Origin of the sequence: Saccharospirillum sp. (genome assembly GCF_040881935.1) — a bacterium.
GTDB lineage: Bacteria > Pseudomonadota > Gammaproteobacteria > Pseudomonadales > Natronospirillaceae > Saccharospirillum.
On the sequence record NZ_JBBECH010000082.1, the window covers coordinates 49,655 to 65,521 of the forward strand.

Here is a 15,867-nt window from a genome sequence, read left to right on the forward strand (position 1 = left end):
AACCTGCGACCAATAGATTAACAGTCTACTGCTCTACCAACTGAGCTATCGAGGAATAAGCTCTAACCGGCGTCATACCCCTTAGGGTAGCGTGACACCGGTGTTAAATTTTTGGCTCCTCGAGCAGGACTCGAACCTGCGACCAATAGATTAACAGTCTACTGCTCTACCAACTGAGCTATCGAGGAGCAACGGCGTTGTATTCTAGTGATTCGGTCTGATGTGTCAACACTAATGCGTTGTTTTTTTTAGGTTTTTTGCAGTCAGGTCATTATTTTCAGGGGCAAATTAAGGGTGTATTTTCAAAAATTTGATGCCGCGCCGGGTCGCACTGCCTGTCCTGATTCAGTAGAATGCCGCGCTCACTTCGCCAGCTATGGTCGAGCAAGCCCCCGTGACTTATAACGACCTCGAATTTCCGCCCTATGTCGCCGGGTGGGGCATGGCCAATGGTCATCTGCAATCCATCGTACCGTCGGTCTTCCGTCAGGTCTCGGTGCCTTATCAGCGTACCCGCCTGGAGCTGGACGACGGCGATTTTCTGGATCTGGATGAGCTGCCCGCCGATTCGGCCAAAGCCCCTCTGGTTATCATCAGTCACGGCCTCGAAGGCAACAGTCACCGGCCTTATATGCAGGGCATGGCGCGCCATTTTCATGACGCCGGCTGGCAGGTTATTGCCTGGAATTTTCGTGGCTGTAGCGGTGAAATGAACCGGTTGCCGCGCTTTTACCACAGTGGTGCCATCGCGGATCTGAAAGCAGTGATCGATCATGCTATGCAGCGAGGCGTAGAACGCATTTTTCTGGTCGGATTCAGCATGGGTGGTAATCAGACGGTACTGACACTGGCCGAGCCGGATTTACCAGATGCGGTGCTTGGAGGTGCTGCGTTCAGCGTGCCGCTGGATCTGGAGGCCTGCGCCCATGCGCTGGCCCGACCGGCACAGCGCATTTACATGCGACGCTTTTTGCGTGACCTGAAATTCAAAATTGCCGACAAAGCCGAGCGCTTTCCCGAGATGGTAAGCCTGGAAGGCTATGACGAGATTCGGAATTTCCAACAGTTTGACGACCGTTACACAGGTCCCTTACACGGCTATCGCGATGCAGAAGACTATTGGCACAGCTGTTCCAGCGCCAAAGCCCTGAACCGGCTGCGCCGACCTACCCTGGTCGTGAATGCGCTTGATGACCCGTTTCTCGCCAGCCCTTGCTATCGCAGGCCCAGCAATGCGTCGTCCAACTTACTGCTGGAAACCCCGTTGCGCGGCGGCCACGTCGGCTTCATGCGCTGGCGCCTTAACCAAACACTCTGGTCAGAGTTCCGGGCCCTGGCCTTTGCCCGAAGCTGTCTGGAAACGGCGGATTATAAAACCGGTGGCCCGGCTTTATAATCCAGTTCGTTGGTTACCTCGGCTTCGGGTGCCAAGGGGTTCGTGCTGGGTGCCGGGTAAGCCTCTCTGGATTCACGACGACCCCGAATAACCGTACCCAATGCCGCCGAACTCATGCCACGGTAGACTAAACAACCCTAGCCAAGCCACAGTCGCAAACCAGGAGCCACAATGACAGACCCGGAATTTGATCATTTGCTGGATACGCGCGGATTGAGATGTCCGGAACCGGTGATGATGTTGCATCGCCAGATCCGCAAGATGGCCGTGGATGAGGTTGTTTGTGTGGTCGCCACCGACCCGGCGACCGAGCGTGATATTCCCCAGTTTTGTGAATTTCTCAATCACACTCTGGTTCAGCATTCCAAACTGGATGATGAATACCGGTACTGGGTGCAGAAAGCGGGTCGCTGAGCGTTTTAGGCGGTCGCCGGTACATCCAGATTTGCCAGTGGCTGACGGCTGAACCAGAACAGGCGAATCACCAGTAGTGTGGCCGCGCTGGTCAGGCCGGCGATCAGGCCGATCCAGAAACCGGCGGCACCCATAGCGGGTACGATCCAGTCTGTGAAGGTTAGTACATAGCCCAGGGGCAGGCAGATGGCCCAGAATGACAGCATCATGATATACATTGGAATGCGGGTATCGCGATAGCCACGCAGGGCGCTGATGCAGGTGACTTGCATGACGTCGGCGATCTGGAAGATGGCGGCGTAGGCCAATAGCAGCCCGGCAACGGCCTGAACCTCCGGGTCGCTGGTGTACAGGCGGGCGATCAGGTCAGAGCCCAGGAAGAACAGGGTCGCATAGACAGCGGCGATGGCCATGACCAAAACCAGGGAGCTGCGGGCGTTCAGGCGGGCGGCGTCCGTTGATCTTGCACCGATCAGAAAGCTGATGCGCAGCGTCAGCGCCATGCCGAGACTCAATGGAACCATGAATACCAGGGAGACGACATTCAATGCGATTTGATGGCCCGCGACAACGACAGGCCCGAGCGGTGCCAGAAACAGGGCGATGACCGAGAAGACGCTGGCTTCGATAAAAATAGTGAAGCCAATGGGTACGCCCAGTTTCAGCACGTATTTGATATCGGCCCAGTTAGGTTTGACCCAGTCGTCGATCAGATGGAAGCGGCTGTAATGCCGGCTGCGGTTCAAGTAAATGATGAAGCCGGTCACGGCGACCCAGTTGGAAATAGCCGTTGCCCAGCCACAACCAATGCCGCCGAGTTCGGGCATGCCGAGTTTGCCGTAGATCAGAATGTAGTTCAGTGGCAGATTCAGGCCGGTGCCGAGCAGGGAGAAAGTCATAAAGGCTTTGGTATGACCAAGGCCGTCGGTCAGGCCACGCAGGGCCGCGAACACCAGAATGGCGGGTATGCCCCAGGCAAAGGCTGATAGATAGCCTTGGGTGATGCGTGCCGTGTTGGTTTCCAGTTGCAGCACATCCAAAATAGGGCGCACATTAACCAGAAACAGGATGATCAGTACCGCTGCAAAGGCGGCGATGTACAAGCCCTGCCAGGTAATCGGCATAATGCGATTCAGGGTGTTGCTGCCCCGATAACCGGAAATAATCGGTTGCAGGGCGCTCAGTGCGCCCATGAAAAACAAAAACAGGGGAACCCAGAGGCTGGTGCCAATGGCCACGCCCGACAAATCTTCGGCACTGGCGTGGCCGGCCATAATGGTGTCGATGACTCCGTTTGCCATTTGTGCCAGCTGAGCGACAAGAATCGGTCCGCCCAGCAATGCCAGCGTTTTCCACTCGCTCAGGGTGCGGCCTACCAGGCTAGCCTGGCGGATGGGTTTGGGTTGATGGCTCTGGTCCACTGCTGAATCCTTGACGTGACATACACTATTTAACACAAGCCTCGGAGTTCGATCCTGCTGTATTGCCAGGAATTCGTATCAGCTACCGGTCATGCCTCTCCGGGGTCGGCGTGAACCCGTCCATGGGGCCTAGATCGCAGCATCCCTGCTGCGAACTTCCCCGGAAAGGCACAACCGGTATCTGATACTTAACTCGATGCGAATTCCGAAATTCGGGAGTTTCAAAGGCGCGATAGTATGCGCACTTTTGGGGCGTTTCGCCATCCAGTGTCGGTTTGGCCATGCCTGACTTGCGTAGTGTTTCGCAAACAGTAAACTGCCCGGCGAACGATTCGAAGGCGAATTCATGCAGGCAGTTTCAACTCCATTCAACCTTAGCGTTGCCAGTGACTTGGGCATCTTGCCGATTGCTCAATGGGAGGCTGGCGTGACGGACCTGCTCGATTGTCTGAACCCCTGGTTGGAGCAGGGCTGGCAAACTCAGCTGGTGGCCGGTTCCGGCGAGCCAGTCTACTTGCCTGCGGCTGTGTCTGGCGGTCTTCACCAAATCGTCTTCGCCCACGGCTACTTCAACAGTGCTCTGCATGAGGCCGCCCACTGGTGCCTGGCCGGTGCCCGGCGGCGGCGGCGGGAAGATTATGGCTATTGGTACTGTCCGGACGGGCGCGATGCCGGGCAGCAGGCGGCGTTTGAGCAGGTTGAGGTAAAGCCCCAGGCCATCGAATGGTGGCTGGCCTCGGCGACCGGCCGACCGTTCCGCACCAGTACCGATAACCTGAACGGTACCCCGACCGATAATCGTCCTTTTCGACGGGCCGTGCAGCTGCAAGCCCAGCGCTACCTGGCCGACGCTTTGCCACAGCGGGCGCAAGTGGCCGTACAACGACTGTGCGAGCAGTTCAACCGGCCCTGGCCCGATGCTCGCTGTTTCACCGAGCTTCCTCGATAGCTTCCTACCAATCTATGACTGGACGGGCGAGCGATGTGTCGCTTATTGTCGGATGATTCTGAATACAAGGCAGAGGAAGAGTGCATGGCTTCAATTCAGCGCGTTAGCTTTTTGGGCTTGGGAGTGATGGGGTTTCCCATGGCCGGGCATTTGCAGCAGGCCGGGTTTGAGGTGTGTGTCTACAACCGTACCGCCAGTAAGGCGGCTAAATGGGTAGAGGCTTACGGTGGTAGCGAGGCTGACACACCGGCCGGGGCTGCTCAGGACGTCGATGCAATTCTGGTGTGTGTCGGTAATGACGACGATGTGCGTTCCATCTTGCTGGGAGAGGGCGGGGCTCTGGCCCACGCCCGGCCAGGCACATTGATTATCGATCACACCACCACCTCGGCCGACCTGGCGCGTGAACTGGATGCCGCCTGTCGCGAGAAGGGTCTGTCTTTTATCGACGCACCGGTGTCGGGCGGGCAGGCGGGGGCCGAAAATGCCCAGCTGAGCATCATGTGCGGTGGCGAACCTGAGGCTTTTGAGAGCGCTCAGCCTTTGTTTGACGCCATTGGCAAGCAATCCCGTCTGCTCGGGCCCGCAGGCAGCGGCCAGCTGTGTAAAATGGTCAATCAGGTGTGCATTGCCGGTATTTTGCAGGGCCTGGCCGAAGGCATTAGCCTGGCCAAAGCGGCTGGTTTGAACATTGAGGATGTCCAGCAGGTATTGGGCGGTGGCGCGGCCCAAAGCTGGCAACTGAACAACCGGGCCCTGACCATGGCGGAAGACACGTTCGATTTCGGCTTCGCCATCGACTGGATGCGCAAAGACCTGAACTATGCCCTGGCCGAAGCCAGCCGACTGGGCCTTGAACTGCCGGTGGCGACCGAAGTTAATGGTTACTACCGGGAATTGCAGGATGCCGGCATGAACCGCTGTGATACCTCGGTCCTGATTCGCCGCTTGGCGCCGGAATGGCCCGGAAAATAACCGGCTCGTTTGCCTTTTTAACCGTTGCTTCCTTTGGCGGGGGTCGATCGTGTTGAAAAGGTCGAGAGTGCGTAAAAAGTGCGCTACAATCGGCACCGCTTGCGCAGACGCGGGAGTAGCGCCCAGTCTAAAATCGGCGCTGCGGGCCCAGCCCCTGCTCCCGGTACGGTGATTGACTGGCTTATGAAGCCCGGCCCGAGCCCGGTGGCAAACCCGAAAAACGAGCGCAAGTGTGTTGACAATAAACGGGCTTATGGCCCTTGTTGTGTTCTTTAGTAAGGCATTACCGCCGAAGCCCGCCACCCCCCGATGTGTTACAACCGGGTGGCCTTCGGACAACGAAGGGTAACGACCCATATTGCCGGTCCTGACAGGACGGACGGGTCAGTTGCCGTAAAACCAACAGGTACCCAGCCGGTGAATCGCTGAGTGCCTCCAACTATATTGGTCTGTGTGAATCTGTGACAAGTCAAGCTAGAAAACCTCGTAAACCCCGTTGGCACATTTCTCAATTCAAAGTTCCCGAAGAACCCGGCAAAGTTCGTTTTCACGATCTGTTTTTGCCCATCGCTCTGATGCGCGCCATCCATGAAATGAACTACCAGTATTGCAGCCCCATCCAGGCGATGACGCTGCCTTATACGCTGGCAGGGCACGACTGCATTGGCAAGGCGCAAACCGGTACTGGTAAAACGGCGGCCTTCCTGATCACCGTTATTACCGACCTGATGGAGCATCGTTTGCCGGAGCAGTACGCCGGTGAACCCCGCGCCCTGATTCTCGCCCCGACACGTGAGCTGGCGCTGCAAATTGCCGACGATGCCAAAGCCCTGACCAAGCACAGCCGCCTGAAAGTGGCCGCTCTGGTCGGCGGTATGGATATGGACAAGCAGCGCAAGCAGCTGGAAGAGAGCCGACTCGACATACTGGTCGCCACGCCGGGTCGTCTGATCGACTTTATGAATCGCAAGCAGGTGTTCTTGGATCAGGTTGAAACCCTGGTGATCGATGAAGCCGACCGCATGCTCGACATGGGCTTCATTCCAGACATCAAAACCATTGTTCGGGCGACGCCGAAAACCGAAGAGCGTCAGACGCTGCTGTTCTCGGCCACCTTCTCCTACGACATCCTTAATCTGGCCGAACGCTGGACGCAGGAGCCAGTACGGGTTGAAGTGGAACCGACAATAAAAACCGCCGAAGACGTTGAGCAACATGTCTATCTGGTGACGACGGCTGAAAAATACCCGCTGTTGCGTCACGTGCTGCGTCAGCCGAATGCCGACCGGGTGATGGTGTTCGCCAACCGCCGCGACATCGTTCGGGACCTGAGCGAGCGCCTCGGCAAAGACGGCATTCAATGCGAAGTGCTGTCGGGCGAAGTGCCCCAGGCCAAGCGCATCAAAACGCTCGACAACTTCAAGGAAGGCAAGGTACCCGTGCTGGTCGCGACCGATGTCGCTGGCCGCGGCATTCATGTTGAAGGCGTATCGCACGTCGTCAACTACACCTTGCCGGAAGATGCCGAAGACTACGTGCACCGCATTGGCCGTACCGGTCGTGCTGGCGCCAAGGGTGTCTCCATCAGCTTCGCCTGTGAAGACGATTCCTTCCAGATACCTGCGATTGAAGACTACATCAAGCGCAAGATCGAGCTGGAACAGCCACCGGTAGAGTGGCTGGCTGAAATTGGTGAGACCACCCCGCTGTCAAAAGCCGAAGAAGACGCGAAACAGGGTGCTGATGCGGAGCAAGGCACTGACGTAACACAAGGAAAAGACGCGGAACAGGTTAACGACGTAGAACATGAAAAAGACGTTGAAACCGGTGCCAGTGCCGAGTCGCAAGAGACTGTGAACTCTGAATCCGATGATGCCGATCCGGTTGAAGCGGACGATGATCGGGGTAACCGTAAAGACGGTTCTGTTTAAATGCCCAATGCACAACCGGGGCTGCGCATCGTCGCTGACGAGAACATGCCCCATGTCGAGCCCTGGTTCTCAGGGCTCGCGGCTTTTCTGACCCGGCTGCCGGGTCGCTCTCTTTCCCGATCCGATCTTATCAACGCTGACGTTCTGCTGGTGCGTTCCGTCACCACGGTTAACGCCGAGCTACTCGAGGGTACGCCTGTGCGGTTCGTGGGCAGTGCCACCATCGGTACCGATCATATCGATCAGGACTTTCTGGCGGAGCAGGGTATTGCCTTTCACCATGCGCCTGGCTGCAACGCTCAGTCCGTTGTCGATTGGGTGCTGTCTGTGTTTTCCCGTCTGCATCTGGATCTGGAGTTACCCTGGTGGCAACAGACCATTGGTGTGGTGGGTGCAGGCAACGTCGGTGGCAAGCTGGTTGAGCGCTTGCAAACCCTGGGCGTTCGCACTCTGGTGTGTGATCCACCCAAAGCTGAGCAAAGCGGGCAGGGCGGCTTTGTTGATTTACGCACCTTGCTTTTGGCCTCTGACATCGTTTGCATGCACGCGCCGCTAACCAGAGAAGGCGAGCACGCGACAGAAGGCATGATCGGTGAGGAGCAACTTGCCTGGCTAAAATCAGGTGCCTGGCTGATCAACGCCGGTCGTGGCCCTGTGATCCAGGAAGCCCCCCTGCAAGCAATGCTTGATGCCGAAAAGATAAAGGCAGTGCTCGACGTATGGCCAGACGAACCCCGGGTAAGTGAAGCCTTGCTCAATGCGGTTTATCAAGCCAGCCCACATGTGGCTGGCTACAGCCAGGAAGGCAAATGGACAGGTACGCGGATGTTGGCAGAGGCACTGTATCAGTGGGCAAACCAGCCTTTACCGCCGGGGCCGGACTTGCCTGAAGGCCCCATGCTCGACGCCCACTTTTTCGACGCCGACACCCCGGAACAATTGGGCAGTGAGCTGATTCAGGCCCTGCACGACCCGGCCCGTGACACTGTCGCGATGCGCTACGCTCTGGATAACGGCATCGTTCAGCCCGCCGTCTTCGACAGTCTGCGCAAACATTACCCGAAACGCCGGGAGCTGGCGGCGGCCAGGTTGGTGAATGTGCCTGAGGAATCACGGGACTGGCTCAGCAAACTGGGGTTTTGCGCTTTAGATTGCTGACCCGCCTCCACAGTCGATTCATGCTAAGTCCGACAGACTCCTAGCCCAGCATAGAGAGTTCCAGTTCACTAGCGTCAGCCAGGCTGTTTAACCGCCAGTGCTACCCCCACCACAGCGACCGCAATGCCGGTCAGGGCCACGAGACCCAGGCTTTCACCGAACAGTATCCAGGCTTCTATCGCGGTGACCGGTGGTACCAGATAAAACAGGCTGGCTACACGGGATGCGGCGCCACGGCGGATCAGGGTCATCAGCAGCAGAATGGCAGCGATCGATAGACCGAAAATCAACCAGAGTAACGCCAGGGTGAAGGTTGGCGTCCAGTCGATGACTCGCGTCTCGAACAGCCAGGCGCCGAGTCCGAGTATCAGGCAGGCTCCCAGATATTGTATGAAGGTACCGGTCACCAGAGGCATGCCGGTGCAGTAGCGTTTCTGATAAAGCGTACCGACGGAAATGCCCAGAAGAGCGGAAAACGCGCTCAGTATGGCGACCCAGCCAAAACCGACAAACAGCTGGCCTGGGTTGTTAATATCCAATTGCTCGGACATTACCAGAACAATGCCGGCAAGCCCCAGGAGTATGCCCAGCCATTGCCGGCCGTTGATGGTTTCACTCAACCAGAAACGCGCCAGTATTGCGGTTACCAGTGGCTGTAACCCGACGATCAAAGCCGTTACCCCAGCTGGCATGCCAAGACCGATGGCGGTAAACACGGCGCCCAGATACAACCCGTGCACCAACATACCGGCGATTCCAATATGCAGCCAGAGCCGAGGCTCCCGGGGCCAGCGTTCATTGAGAAATTGTATCAGTACAAACAGCACGGCCAACACACATACAAAGCGTACAAACAGGAAGGTGTAGGGCTCGGCATAGGGCAGGCCGTATTTGGCGCCGATGAAGCCAGTGCTCCAGAGCAGGACAAAAAGGATGGGCGTAGCTTTTAGCCACAGACCGCGAGCCGTGTAAGACGTCATTCAGTTTCCCGGTTCGCCAACCGCAAGGCTGGCATCAAAAGGAGTTATCGATTGGGCCGGTGCGCCATCAACAGCCGGCGCAGGATATCTTCGGTCATATCGGAGGAGCCTTCCTGCAACGCAATGCGCAATTCGTCGATGCGGGAAACGCCGCCCTCGACGGGGTCGATCTGGCTGAGCAGGCGAAACCCATCGAGCGTCAGTACGCAGTGGTTTATCGCCAGCGATCGCTCGTGATCACTGTAGCGCATCAGGCCTTCCTCGGTCAGCCACAGCACGGTATTGAAGCAGGCCATGTGACGGTCGCTGTGCAGGCCGTATTCGTCGGGCGTATCCGGGCCGCTAATGTCTTCAATGTAAACCGACACCCGGCGCGGAAAATGGCGGTACAGGGTCACCAGTATGCGCGCCATGTCGTTGTAGAATTCCGTGATGTGAATATCCAGCATCGGATTCCCTCTGGCTTTGTTCAATAAAACCTGATGGTGCGAATCAGGCCTGGGTATAGTGGCTGAAAAAGCGTTCAAGCCGGTTCATGGCATCGTTCAGTACTTCACGCGGTGGCAGAAACACCAGCCGGAAGTGGTCAACGTCTGGCCAGTTAAAGCCACGACCGTGCACCACCAGCATTTTTTCCTGGCGCACCAGGTCCAGCACCAGCCGTTCATCGTCGGTTAGCTTGAATTTCTGCTTGTCCATTTTAACAAACATATAGAGTGCGCCTTTGGGCTGCACGCAGCTGAGGCCGGGAATGGCTTCGATGCGTTCATAACACAGGTCACGCTGATCGCGCATGCGCCCACCTGGGATGACCAGGTCGTTGATACTCTGATAACCGCCCAACGCCGTTTGTATTGCGTATTGGGCCGGAACATTGGCGCACAGCCGCATGCTGGCCAGCATGTTTAACCCCTCGATAAAGTCGACCGCCTTGTGTTTTGGACCACTGACGACAAGCCAGCCGGAGCGAAACCCGGCCAGCCGGTACGATTTGGACAGGCCATTGAAGGTCAGCGTCAGTACATCCTGTGACAGGGCGGCGAGGCAGTGATGTTCGACGTCGTCGTACAGGATCTTGTCGTAGATCTCATCGGCCAGAATCACCAGGTTGTGTTGGCGCGCAATTTCCACGACATCGAGCAGCAGCTGTTTGGAGTAGACCGCGCCAGTCGGATTGTTCGGGTTGATCAGCACAATGGCCTTGGTGCGCTCGGTGATCTTGCTGCGGATGTCGTCCAGGTCTGGAAACCAGTTGGCGCCTTCGTCGCAGTGATAATGTACGGCTTTGCCGCCGGAAAGGGTGACAGCGCCGGTCCACAGCGGGTAGTCGGGTGCGGGTACCAGTACTTCATCGTCGGTATTGAGCAGGCCCATACAAGCCAGCTGGATCAGCTCGCTGACACCATTGCCCAGGTATATGTCGTCGATCTCAACACCCTGAACGTCGCGCTGCTGGTAGTATTGCATAACCGCCTTGCGCGCGGGGTAGAGACCTTTTGAATCGCTGTAGCCTTCGCCCTGCGGTAAATTGCGGATAACATCGGTAATAATTTCGTCCGGGGCGTCAAAACCGAAAGGTTTGGGGTTGCCAATGTTCAGCTTTAAAATACGGTGGCCTTCATCCTCCATGCGCCGGGCTTCGTCGAGCACGGGCCCGCGAATGTCGTAAAACACATTGGCCAGCTTGTGAGATTTATGCAGCGTTTTCATGGCACTCCTGAGGATGCAACGGATCAAACCGGGGATAATGGCCGGAACATGATTGACAATCGATAATTAGGCTAGGAGTCCGACAGACTCCTGGTGTATGTGGTTGTGGCTCTCTGGTGACTGTGCCAGCCTTGAGGGTCCAAACTACAACGTATTGGCGCTGAGTATAAGGCGACGCCAGACACTTTCCTATGGGAGACCCGCATGACAGACAAAATTGTGAAGACCGACGACCAGTGGCGTGCGGAACTGACGCCGGAACAGTACCAGATGACGCGTCACGCCGGAACCGAACGACCCTTCTCCGGGGCTTACTGGGATACCACGACGCCCGGGTTATATCGCTGCGTGTGCTGTGGTACCGAGCTGTTCCGTTCCGATACCAAATTTGACGCAGGCTGCGGCTGGCCGAGCTTTTATGAGTCCCTGAACCGGGACGCCATCATCGAGCGTGAAGACAGTACGCATGGCATGACCCGCATTGAGGTGCTCTGTGCCCAGTGTGAAGCCCACCTCGGGCACGTGTTTCCGGATGGTCCGGCCCCAACCGGGTTGCGCTACTGCATTAATTCAGCCTCGCTAAATCTGGAAGAAGACTGAGCCTCTGACTTAAAAATTTAAGTGGACTCACAGTTCGAGCGGCGGGTGCCGGTGGTGCCTCTGCGGGGGAGTCCGCAGCATGGATGGATTTACGCCGACCCCGCAGAGGCACCACCGGTAGTCGACGCGTACCACGGCCACTGACCCCGGCAAGCCACTTAATTAGTCAACCTTCCAACTTGCTCCTCAACTATTCGTTTTGATCACGAAACGATGTTCGAGCCGGACAAGCCTCTGTTTCCCGTCGAATTACCCCTCTCAATGTAAAAGAAAGTGTCAACTTGGCCCTTGAACTTTAGGGGTCGATGCATTAAGTTGTTTTATATTGAACAACCAATCAAAAAAGAATTGTGGTCATTTGGTGGTAATATCCGATCAATTAAGATTCTTTTCATTGAGTCAGGATGAGTAAAAACGCTATGCCAAAGGTCGGAATGGAACCCATAAGACGCAAGCAACTGATCGACGCGACGCTCGAATCGATTGGTGAAGTGGGTTACAGCGCAACTACCGTACAGAGCATTGCTCGCCGGGCCGGTGTGTCGGCCGGCATCATTGCGCATTATTTTGGTAACAAGCTGGGGCTTCTGGAAGCGACCATGCTGGACTTGCTGCAGCAACTTAAAATCGACTTGCTAGCCCGTTTGCCGGACAACCCGACCCCGCAGGACCGGCTTGCCGCCATCATTGCCACCAACTTTTCAAAAACACAAACCGACAGTCTATCGGCCAAGACCTGGCTGGCGTTTTGGAGCAGTGCCATGCACGAACCGGCGTTCGCCCGGTTGCAGCAAATTAACAAATCGCGCCTGCACAGCAATCTGAGAGTCAGTTTCAAGGCGCTCGGTCACGACGATCCGCACCTGGCCGCCACCTCGCTGGCCGCACTGATCGACGGCTTGTGGTTACGTGGCGCGCTTACACAGGAAGGCATCGACGCCGAGCAGTGCATCGCGGTGTGCCGTCATCATGTGAACCAGATGATTGCCTCGATTCCGACCAAACCCACTTTACTGAAGGAGTCTGCCTGAAATGACAGCCCCAGCCACGCCTGCCTTGCTGCAGTCTTTTATCGATGGCGCTTATCGCCCCAGCCAGTCCGGTGAAACCTTTCCGGCCATCAACCCGGCCACTGGTGCTGTTTTGTATCAGGTTGAGCAGGCCGATGCTGTTTTGGTGGATGCCGCTGTGCAATCGTCGCAACGCGGGTTTGCGACCTGGTCGGCCATGACCGCGATGGAACGCACCCGTATTCTAAACAAAGCCGTAGCGCTGTTGCGCGAACGCAATGATGAACTGGCCCGGCTAGAAGTGCTGGATACCGGCAAACCCTGGCAGGAAGCCAGTGTGGTAGATGTGGTCACCGGTGCCGATGCCATCGAATATTACGCGGGGTTAACCTCGGCAATCGAAGGCACACACCACGACCTGGGCGGCGATTTTTTCTATACTCGACGCGAACCGCTGGGCGTGTGCGCAGGCATTGGTGCCTGGAATTACCCTTTGCAAATCGCTTGTTGGAAAGCCGCACCGGCGCTGGCCTGTGGCAACGCCATGGTGTTTAAACCCTCGGAAGAAACGCCCATGGGCGCGGCCAAATTAGCTGAAATATTTTATGAGGCAGGCGTACCAGCGGGCGTGTTTAACGTGGTGCAGGGCGACCATCGCGTTGGTCAGGCACTGACCGGCCACCCGGATATAGCCAAGGTGTCGTTCACCGGTGAAGTGGGTACCGGTAAAAAAGTTATGGCCGATTCGGCGCGCACGCTTAAAGACGTCACCATGGAACTCGGTGGCAAGTCCCCGCTGATCATATTCCCCGATGCCGATCTCGACAACGCCGTGGGCGCTGCGCTGCTGGCCAATTTCTACACCCAGGGCGAAGTGTGCACCAACGGCACCCGCGTCTTTGTGCATGCGGACATTTACGACGCCTTTTTGGAACAAATTAAAGAGCGTACCGAACGCAATGTGGTGATCGGTGACCCGATGCATCCGGACACCAATCTCGGTGCACTGATCTCTGCGGATCATCAGGCCAAGGTCGTGGCGGCCATCAAAGCGGGCGTCGAGGCCGGTGCTCGCCTGGTAACCGGCGGTGAAGCGGTTCAGCCCAAAGGCTGCGAGCAGGGTTATTTTGTACAACCCACGGTGTTTGCTGACTGCACCGATGACATGCCCCAGGTACGTGACGAAATTTTCGGGCCGGTAATGTCGGTGCTGAAATTCAACGATGAAGCCGAGGTTATTGCGCGCGCAAACAATACCGAATACGGCCTGGCGGCTGGTGTATTTACCAGCAATATCCAGTGTGCGCATCGTGTGGTGGGCCAGTTGCAGGCGGGTATCTGCTGGATCAACGCCTATGGCAACTCTCCGGCCGAGATGCCAGTAGGTGGGTACAAGCATTCTGGCATTGGCCGCGAAAACGGTCTGGCGACCTTGAATCACTATACCCAGATTAAATCGGTTTACGTGGGCATGGGGCCGGTTGAGTCACCTTTTTAACAGCGATGTGTTTTGTAGCGTCGTATGACATGAAATTTAAGTGGTATTAAATCGATATGACTGTTTCGTTTGATCAGACAACGGATTACATCATCGTGGGTACGGGGTCGGCCGGGTGCGTCCTGGCCAATCGGCTCTCGGAAGACAGCGATGTTGAGGTAGTGGTGCTGGAAGCCGGCCGCAAGGACGACACCTGGAAAATACACATGCCAGCGGCGCTCACTTATAACCTCAGTGGTGAGAAATACAACTGGTATTATCACACCGAACCGCAAGCCCATATGAACAACCGCAAACTGTACTGGCCGCGTGGCAAAGTGTGGGGCGGCGGTTCTTCGCTGAACGCCATGGTCTATATTCGTGGCCACGCCTACGATTACGATCGTTGGCAGGAAGAGGGCGCCGAAGGCTGGTCCTATGCCGATGTGCTGCCCTATTTTCGCAAAGCGGAAACCCGTGAAGTGGGTACCGATGAATATCGCGGTGGTGAAGGCCCGTTGAACGTACACACCGGTGACCACCCCAACCCTCTGTTCGATGCCTTTATCGAAGCCGGTCAGCAAGCTGGCTATCCGCACACCAGCGATATGAATGGCTACCAGCAAGAAGGCTTTGGGGTCATGGATATGACCATCAAGCAGGGTAAACGCTGGAACACCGCCCAGGCCTATCTGCGTCCGGTACTGGACCGTCCCAATCTGCGTGCTGAGACGGGTGCCATGGTGCAACGCATCCTGTTCGACGGCGATACCGCCGTGGGTGTCGAATACCTGCAGAATAACAAAATGGTGCGGGTGAAGGCCCGCCGGGAAGTCATTCTCAGTGGTGGCGCCATCAACTCACCGCAACTGCTGATGCTGTCGGGTATCGGTGATGAGACTGACTTGAAGGCACTTGGTATAGAGGTTGTTGCACACCGCCCTGGCGTTGGTCAAAACCTGCAGGACCATCTGGAGTTGTATGTGCAGCAAGCCTGCACGCAACCACTGACGCTCTACAAATACACCCATCAGCCGCACAAAACGATCGCTGGTGTGACCTGGTTTATCGACAACGACAAGGGCGCTTGTCGCACCGCGCACCTTGAAGCTGGTGGTTTCATCCGCTCCGAAGCGGGCGTTCGTCATCCAGATCTGCAGTTTCATTTTTTGCCGTCACAAGTCATCGATCACGGCCGGGTAGATCCCGAGGTGCATGCATACCAGTGCCACGTAGGTCCGATGCGCCAAACCAGTCGCGGTTATTTAAAGCTCAAATCCAGCAACCCGGCCGATCACCCGATTATTCAGCCTAACTTGCTGAGCACCGAGCGTGATCGCTGGGAAATGCGTCAGGCGGTAAAACTGACCCGGGAGATTCTGGCACAACCGGTTTTTGAACCGTTTCGCGGTGAAGAATTGCAGCCGGGTTCTAACGTCCAGAGCGATGCAGATATTGACGCCTTTGTGCGCGAAAAAGCCGACAGTGCCTATCACCCGTCTTGCACTTGCAAGATGGGGGCGGCGGATGACCCTGTGGCTGTTGTGGATAGTGAGGCACGCGTTTATGGCGTGAATAACCTGCGCGTTGTCGATGCGTCCATTATGCCGAGTGTCGTCAGCGGCAACCTGAACGCACCGACCATCATGCTGGCCGAGAAATGTGCAGATCATATTCGCGGCCGCGTGCCAATTACACCGTCGACAGCAGCGGTATGGGAACACCCCGAATGGAAAACGGCGCAACGTTAAGGCGTTAAATGATTTTTTAATTTAACTCTAGTTTCGAAGTTCGCTAGGGAGACTAGCACCGGGTGCCGGGTATGCCTCTGTGGGGTAGTCCGCAG

General features: G+C 56.6%; 13 protein-coding genes, 2 tRNA genes and 1 pseudogene (1 of these 16 running past the window's edge). 10 read left to right on the forward strand and 6 right to left on the reverse strand.

Features of this window, described 5'->3' with window-relative positions:
- Positions 1–55, reverse strand: a tRNA-Asn gene (locus tag WEB54_RS15300); it reaches 121 nt to the left of the window's first position.
- 57 nt (positions 56–112) lie between these two features.
- Positions 113–188 (reverse strand) — tRNA-Asn (locus WEB54_RS15305).
- A gap of 206 nt (positions 189–394) precedes the next feature.
- Here WEB54_RS15305 and WEB54_RS15310 point away from each other — a divergent pair.
- A complete protein-coding gene (locus tag WEB54_RS15310) occupies positions 395–1,396 on the forward strand; it encodes a YheT family hydrolase (RefSeq protein WP_368055500.1) in 1,002 nt (333 codons plus the stop codon).
- Between the two features lie 171 nt (positions 1,397–1,567).
- The gene (tusA, locus tag WEB54_RS15315) at positions 1,568–1,810 is read left to right on the forward strand and encodes a sulfurtransferase TusA (protein WP_127554908.1); all 243 of its coding nucleotides are present in this window, start codon (positions 1,568–1,570) and stop codon (positions 1,808–1,810) included.
- A 5-nt stretch (positions 1,811–1,815) separates the two neighbouring features.
- Here tusA and WEB54_RS15320 read toward each other — a convergent pair whose 3' ends face one another.
- On the reverse strand, positions 1,816–3,231 hold the full coding sequence (locus WEB54_RS15320; protein ID WP_368056585.1) for an MATE family efflux transporter: 1,416 nt from the start codon (positions 3,229–3,231) through the stop codon (positions 1,816–1,818).
- 346 nt (positions 3,232–3,577) lie between these two features.
- On the opposite strand from WEB54_RS15320, the gene WEB54_RS15325 reads away from it, so the two are divergent.
- The 4 genes and pseudogenes from WEB54_RS15325 (at position 3,578) to WEB54_RS15340 (ending at position 8,244) form a co-directional block, all read left to right on the forward strand.
- Positions 3,578–4,180: an elongation factor P hydroxylase gene (locus tag WEB54_RS15325; protein WP_368056587.1), complete on the forward strand. Its 603-nt coding sequence runs from the start codon at positions 3,578–3,580 to the stop codon at positions 4,178–4,180.
- An 84-nt stretch (positions 4,181–4,264) separates the two neighbouring features.
- On the forward strand, positions 4,265–5,155 hold the full coding sequence (locus tag WEB54_RS15330; RefSeq protein WP_368055494.1) for an NAD(P)-dependent oxidoreductase: 891 nt from the start codon (positions 4,265–4,267) through the stop codon (positions 5,153–5,155).
- Positions 5,156–5,604: 449 nt separating this feature from the next.
- Positions 5,605–6,837, forward strand: a pseudogene (gene rhlB / locus WEB54_RS15335) (ATP-dependent RNA helicase RhlB); the annotation flags it as partial.
- A 249-nt stretch (positions 6,838–7,086) separates the two neighbouring features.
- Positions 7,087–8,244, forward strand: a complete 1,158-nt coding sequence (locus WEB54_RS15340) for a 4-phosphoerythronate dehydrogenase (RefSeq protein WP_368056589.1) — start codon at positions 7,087–7,089, stop codon at positions 8,242–8,244.
- A gap of 74 nt (positions 8,245–8,318) precedes the next feature.
- Here the strand turns inward: WEB54_RS15340 and WEB54_RS15345 are convergent, their stop codons facing one another.
- Genes WEB54_RS15345 through WEB54_RS15355 form a run of 3 tightly spaced genes read right to left on the reverse strand, consistent with a single transcriptional unit; the run spans position 8,319 to position 10,934 of the window.
- Complete coding sequence (locus WEB54_RS15345) at positions 8,319–9,224, reverse strand: DMT family transporter (protein ID WP_368055491.1); 906 nt, start codon at positions 9,222–9,224, stop codon at positions 8,319–8,321.
- 44 nt (positions 9,225–9,268) lie between these two features.
- A complete protein-coding gene (locus tag WEB54_RS15350; RefSeq protein WP_368055489.1) occupies positions 9,269–9,673 on the reverse strand; it encodes a hypothetical protein in 405 nt (134 codons plus the stop codon).
- A gap of 43 nt (positions 9,674–9,716) precedes the next feature.
- On the reverse strand, positions 9,717–10,934 hold the full coding sequence (locus WEB54_RS15355; protein WP_368055487.1) for a pyridoxal phosphate-dependent aminotransferase: 1,218 nt from the start codon (positions 10,932–10,934) through the stop codon (positions 9,717–9,719).
- A 204-nt stretch (positions 10,935–11,138) separates the two neighbouring features.
- Between WEB54_RS15355 and msrB the strand changes: the two genes are divergently transcribed.
- The 4 genes from msrB to betA all read left to right on the forward strand — a co-directional run bounded on the left by msrB (position 11,139) and on the right by betA (position 15,772).
- A complete protein-coding gene (gene msrB / locus WEB54_RS15360) occupies positions 11,139–11,534 on the forward strand; it encodes a peptide-methionine (R)-S-oxide reductase MsrB (RefSeq protein WP_368056590.1) in 396 nt (131 codons plus the stop codon).
- 404 nt (positions 11,535–11,938) lie between these two features.
- Entirely contained in the window at positions 11,939–12,565 is a 627-nt protein-coding gene (gene betI, locus WEB54_RS15365; RefSeq protein ID WP_368055481.1) for a transcriptional regulator BetI, read from the forward strand.
- Between the two features lies 1 nt (position 12,566).
- Positions 12,567–14,042: a betaine-aldehyde dehydrogenase gene (gene betB / locus WEB54_RS15370; protein ID WP_368055479.1), complete on the forward strand. Its 1,476-nt coding sequence runs from the start codon at positions 12,567–12,569 to the stop codon at positions 14,040–14,042.
- A 56-nt stretch (positions 14,043–14,098) separates the two neighbouring features.
- Positions 14,099–15,772 carry a choline dehydrogenase gene (gene betA / locus WEB54_RS15375; protein WP_368056592.1) on the forward strand — a complete coding sequence of 558 codons (1,674 nt, stop codon included), beginning with the start codon at positions 14,099–14,101 and terminating at the stop codon, positions 15,770–15,772.
- Positions 15,773–15,867 lie beyond the last annotated feature (95 nt).

What these genes read in the sequence shown, in the direction of transcription:
- tusA (WP_127554908.1), top strand. Translation starts at nt 1,568, where the DNA reads ATGACAGACCCGGAATTTGATCATTTGCTGGATACGCGCGGATTGAGA.
- WEB54_RS15325 (WP_368056587.1), top strand. Translation starts at nt 3,578, where the DNA reads ATGCAGGCAGTTTCAACTCCATTCAACCTTAGCGTTGCCAGTGACTTG.
- WEB54_RS15330 (WP_368055494.1), top strand. Translation starts at nt 4,265, where the DNA reads ATGGCTTCAATTCAGCGCGTTAGCTTTTTGGGCTTGGGAGTGATGGGG.
- WEB54_RS15340 (WP_368056589.1), top strand. Translation starts at nt 7,087, where the DNA reads ATGCCCAATGCACAACCGGGGCTGCGCATCGTCGCTGACGAGAACATG.
- WEB54_RS15345 (WP_368055491.1), bottom strand. Translation starts at nt 9,224, where the DNA reads ATGACGTCTTACACGGCTCGCGGTCTGTGGCTAAAAGCTACGCCCATC.
- WEB54_RS15350 (WP_368055489.1), bottom strand. Translation starts at nt 9,673, where the DNA reads ATGCTGGATATTCACATCACGGAATTCTACAACGACATGGCGCGCATA.
- WEB54_RS15355 (WP_368055487.1), bottom strand. Translation starts at nt 10,934, where the DNA reads ATGAAAACGCTGCATAAATCTCACAAGCTGGCCAATGTGTTTTACGAC.
- msrB (WP_368056590.1), top strand. Translation starts at nt 11,139, where the DNA reads ATGACAGACAAAATTGTGAAGACCGACGACCAGTGGCGTGCGGAACTG.
- betI (WP_368055481.1), top strand. Translation starts at nt 11,939, where the DNA reads ATGAGTAAAAACGCTATGCCAAAGGTCGGAATGGAACCCATAAGACGC.
- betB (WP_368055479.1), top strand. Translation starts at nt 12,567, where the DNA reads ATGACAGCCCCAGCCACGCCTGCCTTGCTGCAGTCTTTTATCGATGGC.
- betA (WP_368056592.1), top strand. Translation starts at nt 14,099, where the DNA reads ATGACTGTTTCGTTTGATCAGACAACGGATTACATCATCGTGGGTACG.